Annotated in this window: 16 protein-coding genes; 6 read left to right on the forward strand and 10 right to left on the reverse strand. The window is 36.3% G+C overall.

Going from position 1 to position 17,498, the window contains the following annotated elements; translation table 11 throughout:
• From BMW64_RS15920 to amaB, 6 genes are all read right to left on the reverse strand, one after another.
• The gene (locus BMW64_RS15920) at positions 1 to 1,188 is read right to left on the reverse strand and encodes an efflux RND transporter periplasmic adaptor subunit (RefSeq protein ID WP_090000939.1); all 1,188 of its coding nucleotides are present in this window, start codon (positions 1,186 to 1,188) and stop codon (positions 1 to 3) included.
• A gap of 1 nt (position 1,189) precedes the next feature.
• Positions 1,190 to 1,645, reverse strand: coding sequence for a transcriptional regulator (locus BMW64_RS15925; RefSeq protein ID WP_090000940.1), 456 nt, complete (start codon positions 1,643 to 1,645; stop codon positions 1,190 to 1,192).
• Positions 1,646 to 1,761: 116 nt separating this feature from the next.
• Positions 1,762 to 2,274 (reverse strand): GNAT family N-acetyltransferase, encoded by a 513-nt coding sequence (locus BMW64_RS15930; RefSeq protein WP_090000941.1) that lies wholly within the window; start codon positions 2,272 to 2,274, stop codon positions 1,762 to 1,764.
• 91 nt (positions 2,275 to 2,365) lie between these two features.
• Entirely contained in the window at positions 2,366 to 2,596 is a 231-nt protein-coding gene (locus tag BMW64_RS15935) for a DUF2007 domain-containing protein (protein WP_090000942.1), read from the reverse strand.
• A 62-nt stretch (positions 2,597 to 2,658) separates the two neighbouring features.
• A complete protein-coding gene (gene lat / locus BMW64_RS15940) occupies positions 2,659 to 3,984 on the reverse strand; it encodes an L-lysine 6-transaminase (RefSeq protein WP_090000943.1) in 1,326 nt (441 codons plus the stop codon).
• Positions 3,985 to 4,104: 120 nt separating this feature from the next.
• Positions 4,105 to 5,655, reverse strand: a complete 1,551-nt coding sequence (gene amaB, locus BMW64_RS15945; protein ID WP_090000944.1) for an L-piperidine-6-carboxylate dehydrogenase — start codon at positions 5,653 to 5,655, stop codon at positions 4,105 to 4,107.
• Between the two features lie 137 nt (positions 5,656 to 5,792).
• Here amaB and BMW64_RS21130 point away from each other — a divergent pair, with 137 nt between their 5' ends.
• Together BMW64_RS21130 and BMW64_RS15955 are read left to right on the forward strand one after the other, a co-directional pair.
• A complete protein-coding gene (locus tag BMW64_RS21130; protein ID WP_090000945.1) occupies positions 5,793 to 5,942 on the forward strand; it encodes a histidine kinase in 150 nt (49 codons plus the stop codon).
• 101 nt (positions 5,943 to 6,043) lie between these two features.
• Complete coding sequence (locus BMW64_RS15955; protein ID WP_090000946.1) at positions 6,044 to 6,349, forward strand: type II toxin-antitoxin system RelE/ParE family toxin; 306 nt, start codon at positions 6,044 to 6,046, stop codon at positions 6,347 to 6,349.
• Here BMW64_RS15955 and BMW64_RS15960 read toward each other — a convergent pair.
• From BMW64_RS15960 to ccsA, 4 genes are all read right to left on the reverse strand, one after another.
• Positions 6,329 to 6,625, reverse strand: a complete 297-nt coding sequence (locus tag BMW64_RS15960; RefSeq protein WP_090000947.1) for a hypothetical protein — start codon at positions 6,623 to 6,625, stop codon at positions 6,329 to 6,331. The two genes, BMW64_RS15955 and BMW64_RS15960, sit on opposite strands and share 21 nt — an antisense overlap.
• 55 nt (positions 6,626 to 6,680) lie before the next feature.
• A complete protein-coding gene (locus tag BMW64_RS15965; RefSeq protein ID WP_090000948.1) occupies positions 6,681 to 6,869 on the reverse strand; it encodes a type II toxin-antitoxin system antitoxin in 189 nt (62 codons plus the stop codon).
• A gap of 52 nt (positions 6,870 to 6,921) precedes the next feature.
• A complete protein-coding gene (locus BMW64_RS15970; protein WP_090000949.1) occupies positions 6,922 to 7,788 on the reverse strand; it encodes an SPFH domain-containing protein in 867 nt (288 codons plus the stop codon).
• Between the two features lie 192 nt (positions 7,789 to 7,980).
• On the reverse strand, positions 7,981 to 11,235 hold the full coding sequence (ccsA, locus tag BMW64_RS15975; protein ID WP_090000950.1) for a cytochrome c biogenesis protein CcsA: 3,255 nt from the start codon (positions 11,233 to 11,235) through the stop codon (positions 7,981 to 7,983).
• A 420-nt stretch (positions 11,236 to 11,655) separates the two neighbouring features.
• Here ccsA and BMW64_RS15980 point away from each other — a divergent pair, with 420 nt between their 5' ends.
• The 4 genes from BMW64_RS15980 (at position 11,656) to BMW64_RS15995 (ending at position 17,249) form a co-directional block, all read left to right on the forward strand.
• Positions 11,656 to 14,175, forward strand: a complete 2,520-nt coding sequence (locus BMW64_RS15980; RefSeq protein ID WP_090000951.1) for an FtsK/SpoIIIE family DNA translocase — start codon at positions 11,656 to 11,658, stop codon at positions 14,173 to 14,175.
• A 71-nt stretch (positions 14,176 to 14,246) separates the two neighbouring features.
• Positions 14,247 to 14,894 (forward strand): outer membrane lipoprotein periplasmic chaperone LolA1, encoded by a 648-nt coding sequence (locus BMW64_RS15985; protein WP_090000952.1) that lies wholly within the window; start codon positions 14,247 to 14,249, stop codon positions 14,892 to 14,894.
• A 145-nt stretch (positions 14,895 to 15,039) separates the two neighbouring features.
• Entirely contained in the window at positions 15,040 to 16,500 is a 1,461-nt protein-coding gene (locus tag BMW64_RS15990; protein ID WP_090000953.1) for an LptF/LptG family permease, read from the forward strand.
• A gap of 110 nt (positions 16,501 to 16,610) precedes the next feature.
• Positions 16,611 to 17,249: a hypothetical protein gene (locus tag BMW64_RS15995; RefSeq protein ID WP_090000954.1), complete on the forward strand. Its 639-nt coding sequence runs from the start codon at positions 16,611 to 16,613 to the stop codon at positions 17,247 to 17,249.
• Positions 17,250 to 17,498: the final 249 nt, after the last annotated feature.

The following is a 17,498-nucleotide window of genomic DNA, read 5'->3' on the forward strand; positions in this document are numbered from 1 at the left end:
TTAGAATTTCGGTTTTATAGATTGAACGAGACTATCCATTTTTACAGGTTGCTTTTTAACGGCAGTTCCGGGTTTCAATCCTCCGATTCCTGCTGCGATTACCGTTTCCCCTTTATTAACTCCGGATTTAATTAAAGCCATATTGTCGATTCTGTCGATTACGTTTATCACGACATTTCTTGCTGTATCACTTTTGTCGACTTTATATACGTAAACAATTCCCTGTTGTTCGTATGTTGCACTTTCCGGAACAACCAGTACATTATCATAATGTTGAGGGAATCTTATGGTTCCACTGTTACCATTGCTTAAAAGTTTTTGTGCATTGCTGAAGGCAACTCTGAATTGTATTGTCCCCGTTGTAGGATCAATTTGTCCTGTGATCGCTTCTATTCGACCTTTTTCAGGATAAAGACTTCCGTTGGCCAGCTGTAATTCTACCATCGGAAGATTCTTGATTTTTTCGGGCATCGTTGCGCCCGGAGATTTTTCAAGGAAATCAAAATATTCTTTCTCATTCATTGAAAAGTAAGCGTAAATTTCTGAAGTATCAGAAATTGTCGTTAAAGGAGTCTGGTCCGAAGGTCCCACAAGGCTTCCTACTTTTAAAGGCAGCTTACCAATAACTCCTGAAATAGGTGCACGGATAATGGAATATTCAATATTAGCCTCTACCCCTTTGTAATTGGCAACAGCCTGACTTTTTGCCGCCTGGGCCTGCTTTAGTTGTGCTTGTGCCTGGGCAAGATTGGCCTGAGCCGTTTGTAGCTGAACATTACTGATGATGTTTTTCTGAACAAGCGGTTTCAACTTATTTACTTCAACATTAGCTGCACTTACAGCAGCCTGTGCTGCAGCAATATTAGATTCAGCGGCGCCGATTCCTGCTTTGGAAGCAGCGGCATTTTCGTTCAGAATATTAGTTTCAAGACGGAACAAAGGTTGTCCTTTGGTCACATACTGTCCCTCATCTACCAAAACCTGTGTGATATATCCCTGGATTTTAGCACGGACATCATTGTTTACCCTTCCCTGAATGGTTGCCGGAAACGTCTGATAACCTACTATATTTTTAGCTTCCACATTTACTACAGGATAAGGTTTTGGCCCGTCCTGCTTAGGAGCTTCTTTTTTGCAGGCCACCAAAGAAAGTGCTGCAACAGAAAGTATAACTAGCTTATTATTCATTTTATAGTTTATTAAGAGATTCCTGAATATTAATTATGTATTTATTTAAAAGAGCCTTATAAGCTTCAATTTTTTCGTTATAACCATCATCATGATTTTTCTTAAAATGATCCAGGTCGTCCAATAGTTTCAATTCATCCTTCATTTTCTGTACTATTTTTTCAAATCTGATTTTCTTGTAACCGTCATTGATGAAAAAATATCTTTTCCGCTCGTCCATTTTGTTGTGGTCTACAATAAGTTCGGCATTCAATAGAAGTGAAATGCTTGTTGATACGGAGCTTTTGCTTGCAGAAAGCACTTCCACGAATTCGTCAAAAGTTATACCCACCTTTTCATAATCAAATAAAAGGTACGCATAAATTTTTGATGCTAAAGGTGGCAGGTTAAAAATGGTACCATAAAACTTTACGGCATCCTGGAAAATTTTCTCATCAATTTCTATACTCTTATGCATGGTATATAAATTTGAGCAAAAATAAAAATTAGTTCTGAACTAAACGAACAAACATAATAGAGTTTATAAATCTATTGCTTTATAAACAATCAATGAAAACAGATTTAACTTTCCCCTTAAATAATAATCTTCTCAAAAGCTTTTCTCATGCCACCTGCAAGAAAAACTTCTCCGCAATACGTATAGCCTTTGCTTTCTAAAATTTTCAGCATAGGAACATTATCATAATTGGTATCTACCTTAACACTCTGAATTTCATGGGATCTGGTAAAATCCTCAATGTGATCAAACAACTTTTTTACCATTCCCTGTCCGGCAAATTTTTCATCGACGGCTACTCTGTGTACAACCACAAATTCTCCGTTACTAAGCCATGCTCCTTCGATATTGTTGTAAGCAGGTTCGTCATTTATTATCAGAGCGACATAAACAGCAATTTCTCCATCGACGGTCATTACATATCCAAAGCCTTTTTTAATATCGCTTTCTACGGTGTTAATATTGGGATAGCCTTGCTGCCATTGGGTGCTTCCGTCTTTTCTTCTCCTTTCTATGGCCTGTTGTAAAATATTCCAGATGATATCTCTGTCTTCCGTTTCCGCCTTTCTTAGTTTAATTTCTGAATTCATTGTTGTGAAAAAATATTACATCAAAAAACCGAAAACTAATTAAAATTAATTTTCGGTTCGAAGTAGTAAAATTTAAAATTATGAAATTGTTTTATTGATTTTCATTTTGCTGTAGATAAGCATCGATTACTTCAAATGCTTTCTTTTCATCTTCCAGTTTTACCATTACTTTCAGTGATGTTGCCGTAGGCGTTGTTGTAAAAGTAAGGTAATTGTTTTCGACAGCGTTCCTTATATTGGCATCATCCAATTTTGACTTAATAAGCTGAATTTCTGCAGGTTTGTCACTTTCAAAAACTGATACTCTTGTACTTCTTTCCATGTTCTATTTCGTTTTGAGTATCTAAATTTATAACATTTTTTTGAAAATTACAAATCCGGAATTTAAATTTTATTAATGTTATTCTCTATTTTATCCAATGCAAGTTGAATTTCTTCTTTTGTAACATTTAAGTGAGGTCTGAAGCGTAATGACAGATCACCGCAGGATAAAACGATCATTCCATCCTTCCAAAGCTCGTCTCTCATGGCGTTTCTCTGCTCATGAGTCGGAAGATCAATGGCACACATTAACCCTCTTCCTCTTGCATTTGTCAATTTTTCAGGATATTTCTCAGAAAGCCTATTTAAACCTTCCAGCAAATAATCGCCGACCACTCTTGCATTCTCTACAAGATTTTCTTTTTCAATAACTTCCATTACCAACTGGAAACGAAGCATGTCGATAAAATTTCCTCCGAAAGTAGAATTAATTCTTGAGCTTTCACGGAAAACATTGTCGGGAACTTCATCGAATTTTTCTTTATTGGCTAAAATTCCACATACCTGTGTTTTTTTACCGAAAGAAATGATATCCGGTTTTGCCGTAAAATGTTGAAAAGCCCACATTTTTCCTGTAATTCCGATGCCGGTCTGTACTTCATCAAAAATAAGAAGAATCTCATTTTGGTCACATATTTTTCTTAATCCCATCAGAAATTCATCTCTGAAATGGTTGTCTCCACCTTCTGCCTGAATAGGTTCAATGATGATGCATGCCACTTTGTTAGGATTCATGATAATAGCTTCTTCAATGTTTAGTAAAGCTAATCTTTCATTTTTGATGGTTTCTTCCAGATTTTCCTCTGTAATTGGGAATGTAAGTTTAGGATTCAGGATTCTTGGCCAGTCAAACATCGGGAAATACTGGTATTTTCTGGGATCGGAGGTGTTGGTAAGACTTAAGGTGTATCCGCTTCTTCCGTGGAAAGCCTGTCTGAAATGAATACACATTCCAGCTTCAATGTCGAGTCCGTTTTCGAAATTTTTTCGGGTTTTCCAGTCGAAGCATGCTTTCATGGCGTTTTCAACTGCTAATGCTCCGCCTTCAATAAAAAATGCGTACTGTAGCTCTTCAGGAATGGCTACTCTTTCAAACACTTCCAGAAAGTGAGCATATTCCTCAGAATAGACGTCGGCTAAAGTAGGTTTATTGACGGCCATTTTTCCCAACCATGCTGATTTTTCCACCAGATAAGGATGATTGTAGCCTATGGATGCTGATGCAAACATGGAGAACATATCCAGGTATTCTTTGTTCGTCAATTTGTCGTAAAGCCATGATCCGTGTGATTTTTCGATATCCATCACGAAGTCGAATCCGTCTGCTAAAACGTGTTTTCCTACTATTTCTTTTACTTTATTTACTTGTATATCAATTGTTTGTTCCATTTTAATTAATCTTAGGGTTGATTAATAATAAAAATTTAATAATGTAGAAACAAAGAGATTATCATATTAAAGTTGACAATTTTTAATTTTTAAAATCTCTGAATTTCGTAATGTTTATGGTTAAAGATCAAACTTAATCCCTTGCGCTAAAGGAAGGTTTGTCGTATAGTTTATGGTATTCGTCTGTCTTCTCATATAATATTTCCAAACATCCGAACCTGATTCTCTTCCGCCTCCGGTTTCCTTCTCACCACCGAATGCGCCGCCGATTTCAGCACCGGAAGTCCCGATATTTACATTGGCAATACCGCAATCTGAACCTGCATGGGAAAGGAATAATTCTGCTTCTCTTAAATTTTGTGTCATAATAGCAGATGATAAGCCTTGAGGAACATCATTCTGAATCGCGATGGCTTCTTCTAAAGTTTTATATTTAATAAGATATAAAATTGGCGCAAATGTTTCATGTTGTACAATTTCATAAGAATTCTTCACTTCTGCGATACATGGCTTTACATAACATCCGGATTCGTAGCCTTTTCCTTTCAATACTTCACCTTCAACGATGAATTTTGCACCTTCTTTTTTACCTTTTTTAATGGCTTCTTGATACATATTTACGGCATCTGCGTCGATAAGTGGTCCCACATGATTCGTTTCATCAAGAGGATTACCGATTTTCAATTGTCCGTAAGCTTTAACCAGTCTGTTTTTCACTTCATCATAAACGCTTTCGTGGATAATAAGCCTTCTGGTAGAAGTACATCTTTGTCCTGCCGTACCTACTGCTCCGAAAACGGCACCGATGATTGACATATTAATATCAGCATCCTGAGTGATGATAATAGCATTGTTTCCTCCCAGTTCCAGAATAGATTTTCCGAATCTTTGAGCGACATTTGCAGACACCATTCTTCCTACTCTTGTAGAACCTGTAAAAGATATTAAGGCTACCCTTTTGTCATCAACAAGTCTTTGCCCGATCTCATGATCTGCTACCAAAACACTGGAAATTCCTTCAGAAAGATTGTTTTCTTTTAAAACTTCATTCATAATGTTTTGACAGGCAATGGCACATAGCGGAGTTTTTTCTGATGGCTTCCAGATGGTAACGTTTCCGCAAATCCATGCTAAGGCTGTGTTCCATGACCATACAGCTACCGGAAAATTGAAAGCGGTGATAATTCCTACAATTCCCAGTGGGTGATATTGTTCGTACATTCTGTGGCCGGGCCTTTCCGAATGCATCGTGTAGCCGTGTAGCTGTCTTGATACTCCCACGGCAAAGTCGCAGATATCGATCATTTCCTGAACTTCACCCAAACCTTCTTGTAGAGATTTTCCCATTTCGTAAGAGACCAGCTTTCCAAGATCATTTTTGTACTGTCTTAGTTTCTGGCCCAATTGTCTTACCATTTCTCCTCTTTTAGGAGCCGGAATCAATCTGAATTCTTTAAAAGCTTTTTCTGCGGATTCGATTACTTTGTTGTAATCAGACTCCCCGGAAGTTTTAACTTTAGCAATAAGGTTTCCGTCTACCGGAGAATAACTTTCTATTGTTTTCCCCGTTGCAAAGTATTTTCCGCCTGTTGAAGTCCCCTTATTTTCATCCTTAATTCCTAGATTTTTGAGCGTTTTTTCAATCCCAAAATCTTTTACTTTTTTAGACATAAAAATTTTACTTTTCGTTTTCCCTAAAGTTAAAAATATTACGCGAACTGCAAAATTTAAATTTTTTTAACTTGTTTTTTATTTGGACTAATTATAAACATGCTTATCTTTGTATGGTAATCTTTTGACACACAGAAATGGAAAGCTCACAGGAAAATAATTCGAAATTGAAGAAGTGGTTTAAGCGCGTTGGCTGGGCAGGATTTGCCTTTTTTACGATAAAAGGACTGATATGGCTGGTGATATTTTACTTTGGTGCCGATACGCTTCAAAGTTGCATAAAATAAATAAAGCAGAGATATTTCTCTGCTTTTGTTGTTTAAGTATTTTATTATAAATTATGTAATTCTCTATTCCTGTGTTTTTTATATTTTTGAAAAAACATTAGATGAAAAAAGTAGTATGGTCCGTAAAAGCCCAGAAAAACTACAGGGATAATTTACTTTATTTAAAAGAGTTCTGGACTAAAAAAGAAATAAAAAAATTCATGAAGGCGGTAGATACCGCTGTTGTGAACATTTCTCAAAATCCGTATATCGGCTCTGCCTACGAAGAAAATATCCATTACAGAAAATATTTAATTGTAGAACAAATTTATTTATACTACCGATTAACCGAGAAAGATGAAATCCTGCTGGCCTCTTTCTGGAATAATTATCAGAACCCTGAAAAATTAAAGAAATTCCTGCCTTAGTTCTTCCGTAAATTCTATATGCTCTTTTACATTGCCCTTTTCATAATCATCTTCCGCATCCTGAAGTTCCATTAAAAGTGCTTCTTTAGGGTATAATGCTTTGGTCAGCAATTCAATCTCTTCCATAGAAAAAGAATTTTCTTTAAGCTTGCGATAATAAGTTGGGGTTTTAAGGCCCAATAGATTGATAAAATATCCTGTTTTATAATTAGAATTCTGAATAAGTTGCGGAATACTGTCCCGGTATTTCTTAAACTCAAGTACTGTATTTATCATATTATGAGAATTATCTTATACAAAAATAAGAAAAAATTATAATTTTATTACTAAATTATTGTTTCTTTTTCCTGCCCGAATCTATAAGGCTTTGATGAAGTAAATATTCAATTTGCCCATTTACACTTCTGAACTCATCATTTGCCCACTTTTCCAGGAGTTTGTACGTAGACTCATCTATCCTTATGACAAAAGATTTTTTGCCTTTGTTTTCGGTAGGATTCTGAGCTTTTCCTGATTTCATTTTTTCTTTATTTAATGCAATGAAGATTTACTAACTGTATAATTTACATCTATTAATTATATAAGGTTCCTGCGTTTAAGATTGGGGTTGCAGCTTTCTCTCCACAAAGAACGACCATTAAATTGCTCACCATCGCAGCTTTTCTTTCATCATCCAGCTCAACAATATTTTCTTCGGAGAGTTTTTTCAACGCTAAATCTACCATTCCTACTGCTCCTTCCACGATTTTAGTTCTTGCCGCTACAATTGCTGTTGCCTGCTGTCTTTGAAGCATTGCTCCTGCAATTTCCGATGCATAAGCAAGATGTGATATTCTGGCTTCCTGGATAACAATACCTGCTTTTGAAAGTCTTTCCGTAAGCTCCTGCTCGAGAATAGCATTGATTTTATCTCCTCCCTCTCTTAAGGTAATCGGTGCATGATCATCTTCCAGATTGTCATAAGGAAAACTCATTGCCAGATGTCTCACTGCAGCCTCACTTTGCATTCTTACGAAATCAGAATACCGCTCGACATCAAAAGCTGCTTTGTACGTGTCACCAACTTTCCAGACGATAACTACCGCGATTTCAATCGGGTTTCCCATTTTGTCATTTACTTTCAGCGTCTGTCCCTGAAGGTTTTCAGAACGAAGGCTGATTCTCTGTGATGAATACAAAGGATTAATAAAAAATAATCCATTTTCTTTTACTGTTCCAACGTATTTTCCGAAGAAATTCAGAACCCGTGAATGGTTTGGCTGAATGATCATCAATCCTTTTAAAAAGAAACAGGAAAGTATGAAACATAAAAATGCGATGACAACAAAAGTAATGCTGTAGTCAACTCCTGTGATAAAGAAATAAACTGAGGCAATAAACAGTACCAGACAAATAACCAGAGTAAGATATCCTGACATTGGCTTTAGAACTTTTTCCATGATATAAATTTTTAATTTGATATTATTTTAATATCATAAAGATATGAATAAGTTTCAATTTAAAAAATGACAATTTATATTTTGTATTAAAGTTTTTAGTTAATTATACATTCAATGTTCTACTGCTGTAATTTAATAATGAAAAATCCCGGAAAGCAATTTCCGGGATTTAACTTAATAAATATTTTAAATTTATTTTTTAGTTAAAACTTTAAACTTAACGTAAGATGCTACGGATAAAGCAAGCATAACAGAAAGGCCAATATACACCCAAGCCGGCACCGGCACTGGATCTCCCGCAGCATAAGAGTGAAGCCCGCTTAGGTAGTAATTTACCCCGAAATACGTCATCACCATCGAACAGAAAGCAAACATCGTTGCCACGTGGAATGCCCATCTGCTTCTTAATCCCGGAACCAATCTCATGTGCAATACAAATGCATACACCATAATCGAAATGAAAGCCCAGGTTTCTTTCGGGTCCCAGCTCCAGTATCTTCCCCACGATTCGTTGGCCCAGATTCCTCCCAAGAAGTTTCCGACTGTAAGTGCAAATAATCCGATCGTAAGAGACATTTCGGAAACAATAGCCAGCTCCTTCAATGTTGTATCGTGATGAATGCTATGAGTAGTTTTATTGGAAATAATATAAAATATTAAACTGATCACTGCAATAATCATCGACAGTGCGAAGAATCCATAACTGGAAGTAATGATCGCAACATGTACAATCAGCCAGTATGATTTCAATACAGGAACCAAAGGTGTGATCTGCGGATCAAGAGCAGAACCTCCATGCGCAAATCCCATCATGATAACCGCTACCATAAATCCTGCAGCCGGAATTAATGCATTTGAATTTCGATACAGGAACAATCCTGCTGAAATACCAACCCATGAAATAAAGATGATGGCTTCGTACCCATTACTCCATGGTGCGTGACCTGAAATATACCATCTGGCAACCAATCCTAAGAAATGGAATACATATCCTACTGCTCCAATAACGATAACCGCTTTAATTACTTTCTTTAAATTTTTATTAGACCTGAATAATTCTACAAAACCTAAGATCAGAAGAAGTCCCCCAACTATCGTGTAGAAAATCAATAATTTGAAATTGATATTTACTTTATTCATGAAAACTTCAAGATCCACTTTTGATTTGGCAGGAACTACAGCTTTCCCCCATTTCTGTTGGTAGTCTGAAAGTTTTTTCAATTCTGCATCTGCTCTTTTCCAGTCACCGGTCTGCTGTGCGACCAATACTTCTGCAAGGTAAGGTCCCATCACTTGCTGAGATTCTGTATCCGGTTCAAATTTTTGGTTTAACCATGAATGCCATGTATGGTTGGCGTCATTTTTTACAGGAACAATTCTCATAAACTGTCCTGAGAAAATTTCCTGGAATACCTGCACTCTTTCGTTGACTGCGATTACTTCTTTATCGTAATTGGTCTGTTCAGAAGCTTTTTTACGGAAGGCAATATCATAATCTCTTTCCAGTACATAATGAAGATTTCCATTAGCATCAGAAGGAATCAGGTTTAATAGGCTCGTATAGCCATCTTCGTCAGCTTTTGTTTTTTCTTTCAGGGCGTCGCCGCCTTTTGTTCCTACTTTTATTAAAGGAACTGCAATCCAGTTGTCAGGATTTGTATTAATAGATAAGAACCATTGATCGGCAGTCAGTGATTTTCCGTCTGTCCCTTTGAATTCGTCTCTTTTATACAGTTTTCTTAAAACATCCAGTGCTTGCGTATTGATCGGTACAATTCTGCCTTCGAAATTCTGAACGAGCAGATAACCGAATTTATCAGCATGCTCTTCACTGATTTTATTTTTTGCAATAATTTCATCAGCAGAAATACTTCTGATTTTTGTATGAGATTCGGAAGGTGCTGCTGAAGCCGATTGAGCCGGAGCGATCTCAGCATCATGATTGTGTTGATCTCCTTCTGTATGAATATGCTCTCTGCTTCCGTCAGTTGTGCCATGAGTCTCAATTTTCTGAGCATTCAGACCAAGACTTAAAAGCAGTAAAACAATGGTGGCCGCTCTTCTCTTGTTGACATCTTTCAGCATTTTGTTCAGTTTCCAGAAGTGTGTCCCTTTCCAGAAGAACATAAAGAACATGCCTCCGAATAAGAAAGTATAACCAATGTAAGAAATGATAGTTCCCCAAAAATCGTGGTTTACGGAAAGTACCGTACCCATTCTGTCCGGATCAAAACTCGACTGGAAAAAGCGGTAGCCTTTATGATTTAAAACGTGATTCATATAAATTTTAAAAGGAGTCTGCTTTCCCTCGTCAATAATTTTAATGTGGCTTTCATAGGCACTCGGCGATGAACTTCCGGGATACGTTTCCATTACAAAATCATCCAATTTAAGGGAGAAAGGCGTATTGTAAATTTTCGGGCCGAAACCGATCATGATATTTAATCCATCCATTGTCACCTGTTTGTAAGCATTTGGATTTCCTTTTTCAACGGAAAGATCAACCAGCTTTTTTGTTTTTGGTCCCTGGATTTCAACCGTCAGCATGTCGGGAATATTCTGATCTTTCTTTCGGTCTCCTTCAATAGCCATTAATTTTCCTTTTTTAAGACCTTCAGGAACAACCAGTTTCAATTCGTTAATTGAATATAAACTTCTTAAAGCCAACGGCTGAAATTCATCCTTTTTCGTATTTCCTGTAGCCTGGGTTGCCATGGTCATATAGCTCGCATCAACAGGCGTTTTGATGAATAATTTCCCGCCTTCATTTTTAAATTCTACGGCACCTTCGATAGGTCTGTTGAAAGTAACCAGCGTTCCGTTGATCGATTTGGTTTCGCCGGGTTTAATGAAAATATTCTGTCTTCCCGTTTGTCCTGTGGATACCAAATGAAGATATTCTGAACCATTCGGATCAGCCAGAAGACTGTCTTTTTTTCTTTGAACATATTCTTTTGCGATCACTTTGACTTCCTTTCCGTGGAAATCATACGTTGCCTGCAGATCTTTGTGCAAAGGAGACATTAGATAAGGGACATCTTGATAATTCAAGACATCACCTTTTTCTTCAATCTGAATCTTCAGGAAGTTTTTGTCTGTTACAATTTCATTAGAGGTTTCACCCTCTCTGATGTGCATGGTCCCTTCAAAACTGATGTATCTTGTGATGGCACCACCAATGAAAATCAATACAAATGCAAGGTGAAAAACCAACACCGGCCATTTCTCTCTTTTCCAAAGTCTGTATCTTCCGATATTTCCGATAAAATTGAGGATGAGCAGGAACATGATTAATTCAAACCACCATGCTTCATAAATTAAAGCTTTTGCTGTGGGAGTTCCATAGTCGTTTTCTAAGAACGTTGCATAAGCCATCGCAAATGCGTACACCAATAACAACACAGCCATTGTTCTGGTCGAGATAAGAATATCCTGGATCTTCTTCATGATAAATATATACTTGATAGGCAAAAATAAGGATGATAAACTACAAAGCCGTTAAAAAAAGCTGTTTTTTATCACTTTAAGACTGATAATCGTTATTTTTAAAGATTCTTAATAAGAATATTTTTATTAAGGATAATTTAATAGTTTCAGTCGGTTTCTTTTCAATTTACTGGTGATTGTTATGTTAACAGGATATGTATTTAAATTAATTAGAATTATTAAGGAAAGAAAGCTTTATTGACTGATTTTATCTGTGGAAAAATCAAATAAAAAAATTAAATCATTTTTAAATTATTTTAAATATTTTAGTATTTGAAAACAACAAATCGATTAATAATTTTCTGTCCAAAAATTAAAATTTCTTTTTAAGCAAACACGCTTTTTTAATGCCTAAAAACATTAAATTTGCCACAATATATTATGGATAAAAACACGCAAAAAAAACAACAGGAATCGCCTGAAAAGGGCAAATTTTTATCGAAGCCGAGAGTGTTCTTCGGGCTTACATTCATTCTTTTTTCGGTCGTTCTTACCTTCTCTTTCGTTTCTTATCTCATGAATTGGAAAGCAGATCAGAGCCAGGCGGGAACCATGCTCGACAAAAGCATTAAATCTTCCAACCTTTTTGGTAAACTGGGCGACTGGCTTGGTAATATTTTTATTTTCGAAAGTATTGGCGTGGCGTCATTTATCATTGCGTTTTTATTTTTAGTCTTTGGTACAGTCATTCTTAAAAAGAAGATGTTCAAGCCATGGAAAACAGTTGGTCATTCTCTTTTCTTCATATGCTGGCTCCCAATTTTGTTTGGTGCCATCACAAAAGGACAGGGAGTTTTGAGCGGAGTTTACGGTTATCAGATCATGGATTCCCTGAATGCGATCATCGGTACGGTAGGACTTTGGCTTGTTTTGGTGTCCAGCATCGCTTTATATTTTATCTTAGAATTTAATCTTCGTCCTAGTTCCATTAAATCAAGGTTAAATGAGATTAATGAAAATACGATTGGAAGAGTAAAATCCATGATGCCGAATTCTGATGACAATTTCGAAGCAGATGATGAGCTTATTGAAGAAGCACAAAGTACAGAGATCAATCCGTCTAAAATTACGGTTACGGAAACTGTACAATCTAAAAAAGACTCTGAACCTATTGAAGTCCCTGCAACATCAGAGGTTGAAACGATCATAACACCAAATAAAACCTCTTTTGATGATGATAAAAATGATTTTTCACAATCATTGCATTTGAATTTAAATCCAAAGCCGTCAGTTCCTGTTTCAACCCCAGAACAGGCTTTTGATACAAAACCGGTAACTTCTACAGCAATTGCAGCAGAAGATGATATTAAGTTCAAGGTGGAAGTAGCTCCCGTAATTGATATTCTGGACGATTCTGACAGAAAATCTCAGGAACTGGTTGAAAAACATGGACTTTATGATCATAAGCTCGATCTTGCCAATTTCCAGATGCCGACGGTTGATCTTCTTAAAGATTATGGCAATGAAGAAATCTCCATTAACAAGGAAGAATTAGAAGAAAATAAAAATAAAATTGTCGGATTACTGAAAAACTTTAATGTAGGAATTGCCGAAATTAAAGCAACAATTGGCCCGACAGTAACCTTGTATGAAATCGTTCCGGAGGCTGGAATTCGTGTTGCGGCTATTAAAAAGCTTCAGGACGATATTGCGCTGAACCTTTCCGCTTTGGGAATCCGTATAATTGCTCCGATGCCGGGTAAAGGGACGATTGGTATTGAAGTTCCGAGGAAAAATCCTACGATGGTTTCGATGCGTTCTGTGATTGCTTCTCAGAAGTTTCAGAATACAGATATGGATCTTCCGGTGGTTTTCGGGAAAACGATATCCAATGAAATTTTCATGGCCGATCTTTCAAAAATGCCTCACTTGCTGATGGCGGGTGCTACCGGACAAGGTAAATCGGTGGGTATTAATGCGATCTTAACTTCACTCCTTTATAAGAAACATCCGAGCGAGCTGAAATTCGTTATGGTGGATCCTAAAAAAGTAGAACTATCGTTATATTCAAAAATCGAAAGACATTATCTGGCGAAACTTCCTGATGCTGAGGAAGCGATCATCACCGATACGAATAAAGTGATCAATACACTGAATTCTCTTTGTATCGAAATGGACACAAGGTATGATCTGCTTAAAAATGCATTCTGTAAAAATTTAAAGGAATACAATAAAAAATTTGCAGAACGAAAACTGAATCCTGAAAACGGACATCGATACCTGCCTTACATCGTTTTGGTAGTTGATGAGTTTGCAGATCTGATCATGACGGCCGGAAAAGAAGTGGAACTTCCGATCGCACGATTGGCACAGTTGGCCAGAGCGGTGGGAATTCACCTGATTGTTGCGACACAAAGACCGTCTGTGAATGTTATTACAGGTATGATTAAAGCAAACTTCCCTGCCAGAGCAGCCTTCAGGGTAATTTCAAGTGTAGATTCAAGAACAATTCTTGATTCTCCCGGTGCAGATCAGCTGATTGGTAAAGGAGATATGCTTTATTTTAACGGAAATGAAATCTTGAGGCTTCAATGTGCATTCGTAGATACTCCGGAGGTAGAAAGGCTGGCTGAATATATCGGTGAGCAGAAAGGATATGCCTCTGCATTTATTCTGCCTGAATATGTTTCTGAAGATGCAACCAGCAGTGTTGGCGCTTTCGACCCTAATGAAAAAGATGCTTTGTTTGAAGAAGCGGCAAGGATTATTGTTTCCACTCAACAGGGGTCTACTTCAATGCTTCAAAGACAATTAAAACTTGGATACAACAGAGCCGGAAGAATTATGGACCAGCTGGAAGCAAGCGGAATTGTTGGAGGATTCAACGGGGCAAAAGCAAGAGAAGTGCTGATCAGTGATCTTCATTCTTTGGAACAGTTTTTGGAAGACCTGCGCAGCTAAAGGAATAAACTGTAGTACGGTTTAACTTTTAGGATTTGAAAATGTCTAAAGATTAAAAGATTTAAATAAAAATGAAACATATTATTTCAAAAATTATAGTAAGCAGTATGGTTGTAGGAGCTGTAGGAATTACGAACGCTCAGAAAATTGATGCTAAAGCTAAAAAAATATTAGATGATATTACGGCGAACTATAATTCAAAAAAGAATACTTATTTTAAATTCTCATTCGGGACAGGAACCAACGGACAGGTTTCAAAAACGGAACCTGGAATTTACTATGCTGCCGGTGATAAGTACAAATTAAAGATCATGGAAACCGAGCAGATTTTCGACGGAAGCAAAATTTACAACGTTAATACGGAAGATATGGAAGTAACGGTTGCGAAGCCTAATGGAAGCAGTTCTATGTTCTCCCCTATCAACTATCTTTCCACGTATAGAAATGACTACAACGTGACCTACAACGGTAAGAAAAATGTAAATGGCGTAAGCACTGATTTTATAAAACTGACTCCTGTAAAAGCTAACGGAATACAATATGTTTATCTTTTCGTTGATTCGGCAAAAAAACAAATGGTAAAGCTTGAGCAGCATGGCAATAACAAAGATGTTGCGGTAATTGCCATTAAAGAATATAAAGAAAACCAGAATCTGGATCCGGGAATGTTTGTTTTTGATAAGAACAAATACAAAAATTACCTGATTACAGAACTTTAATTTTTAAAATCTCTAATCTGCAAACCGAAAGCTTTCTATAAAAGGTTTAAGGTTTAAAAGATTTATGTTATTACGTATTATAAAAATTTCATAAAATATAAAAGCTGCAAAGGAAACTTTGTGGCTTTTTCATTAATTTTGGCAAATGTTAAAAATACTAGACCGATATATCATAAAAACTTTCTTCGGACCGTTTTTCTTTATATTCAGCGTACTGTTTTTCATATTTATTGTGAATATCATCTGGGTTCAGTTGGGGCAGTTTATGGGAAAAGGGCTAAGCACCTTTCAGATCCTGAAGCTGCTGTTCTATCTTGGGGTAAGTGTTATCAGTATGGTATTACCGCTTACGATTCTGCTGGCGAGCATCATGTCTTTCGGAGAATTTGGAGAGCGTTATGAACTTGCGGCTATGAAGGCAGCAGGAATTTCGCTGACGCGGGTAATGGTTCCCTTGTTGGGGGTGACAACGATTCTGGCGATCATGCTTTATTTTTTCTCCAACAATATCATCCCGGATTTTCAGCGAAAGGCGAAAAACATGCTTTTCAATATTGCACAGACAAAACCGGCACTTAATTTTACACCAGGTCAGTTTATTGATCAGATACCGGGATACATGGTAAAGTTTGACAAGATCAGCGGTGAAAACGGAGAAAATATTGATGGAGTTTTTATTCATAAAAAAGCAACCACTTTTGATAATCAACGATCGATTGTCGCAGAAAAAGGAAAATTTGTTCCGGCAGCCAACAAAAATTACCTTAAACTCATTCTTTATAACGGATATGTTTATGAGGACAATTTTGCCGGCAAAGCTGAGAATGTCCGTTTGAAACAGCCCGATCAGGCTATCAAATTTGATTCTCTGACTTCACATTTTGATGTGAGCGAGATTATTGATAAAGCTATTGAGGAAGAGAAAATTACTGATGATTACCGTTTCGAGACTTTTAATGAACTTAATAAAACGATTGATCAGACGAAAAAGGATAATGATAAATTCTTTACAAATATTAATAATGATGTATTGAATCAGACTAATTCTGTAATGTCCTACATGGATGCAAAACAGAACAGATCGAAAGCAAAACCAAAACAGAATTTAAAGCTCGATACCCTGAAGAGTGAGAAAAAACTTGAGATTATTAATAATGCTTACAGTAGGTTAGACAATCTTAAAAGTACCTTAGAAGCAAAAAATAATGAGATTGATCCAGGAGTGAAATATTACAGTAAAGTGGTAATTTATCAGCAGAGAATTGTTACCTATTCTTTCACATGCATCATTTTCTTCCTGATTGGTTCGAGTTTGGGATCTATCATCAGAAAAGGAGGGATGGGACTTCCCGTGATTATTGCAATTGTGATCTTTATTATATTTTATGTCATTAATGTAGGAGTTGAGAACATGGCTTGGTCCGGGAAAATAAATCCATATTTTGCGGCCTGGGTCCCTAACCTGGTGCTCTTCCCTTTCGGAATATGGATGACCTATAAAGCGCTTACGGATTCTCAGCTGTTTGATGCAGAAAAATACAAAGCATTCTTTAAGCCGATAACCAGATTATTTGTGAAAAAAGAAGAACATAAAAGATACCAGTAATTTAAACTGCTTAAAACATCCGGAAATTTCCGGATGTTTTTGTTAAAATATGTATGTCGAATATTCAATAGCATATTTTTTGTTATACTGAAGTCGCCAAATCAATACATATGAAAATTACACTGATAAGCTTAAGCTTACTTTTTATTTTTTCCTGCAAGAAAGAGCGCCAGGAAACGTTACAAAGTAATAATTCAGCAGATATTATGAAAAGTAAATCTGTAACAACAGCTAAAAATGATTCCCTAAGAACGGTTGATGATATTAAAAATGAATATGCAATAATCAGCGGTTTGCTTAATTCGAAAAAACTGGATTCAACCACATTCAATTACAATTGTGATGAGAAAGAAGGGGAAGTCACCTTTTATTTCCAGGATAAAAAACTTAAAATGGTTAAAGATTTCTATGCCGAGCACAGTCATTTTTCTTCGTCAACAAAATATTTTGTGAAAGATGATCAGGTATTCTTTATTTTTAATGAAGAAACGGTCTGGAATTTTGATGATGGAGGTACTCCCGAAAAGCCGGCAACGAAAGATGATATAAAAGAAAGAAGAATATATATATTAAATGATAAAGCGATCCAGTGTTTTGAGAAAAATTATACTATACGATCTCAAGGAAATAATCAGGATCCTAATACCATTGCCAATAAGGAGACAAAATGTGATATATCAGAGTTTATGAAGCAATATAAATTGATTATTAAAAATAAAGATAAAAAGAATAACATCAATTGTTTATAAAGCAAAAGCGGCCTCAAGAGTAGTCATGGTCGGAAGATTTTTTCTTCCGATTTTTTGTTTCTCATGCGTTGAAAAATAGAGATAAGTGATTGATTTTTAATTATTTATACTGTTTTATTGATTGCGATTTTGTATATTTGCATCTGATAATCAGTTATTTATGTCAGTTTTTAAAGATCACAGAATTTCACTTAAGCAAGTTTTAGAATTTATTCCCGAAGCACTTTTAAGCCATCTTTCTGCAACCAC

The organism is Chryseobacterium taichungense, from assembly GCF_900109935.1.
GTDB classification, from domain to species: Bacteria; Bacteroidota; Bacteroidia; order Flavobacteriales; family Weeksellaceae; genus Chryseobacterium; species Chryseobacterium taichungense.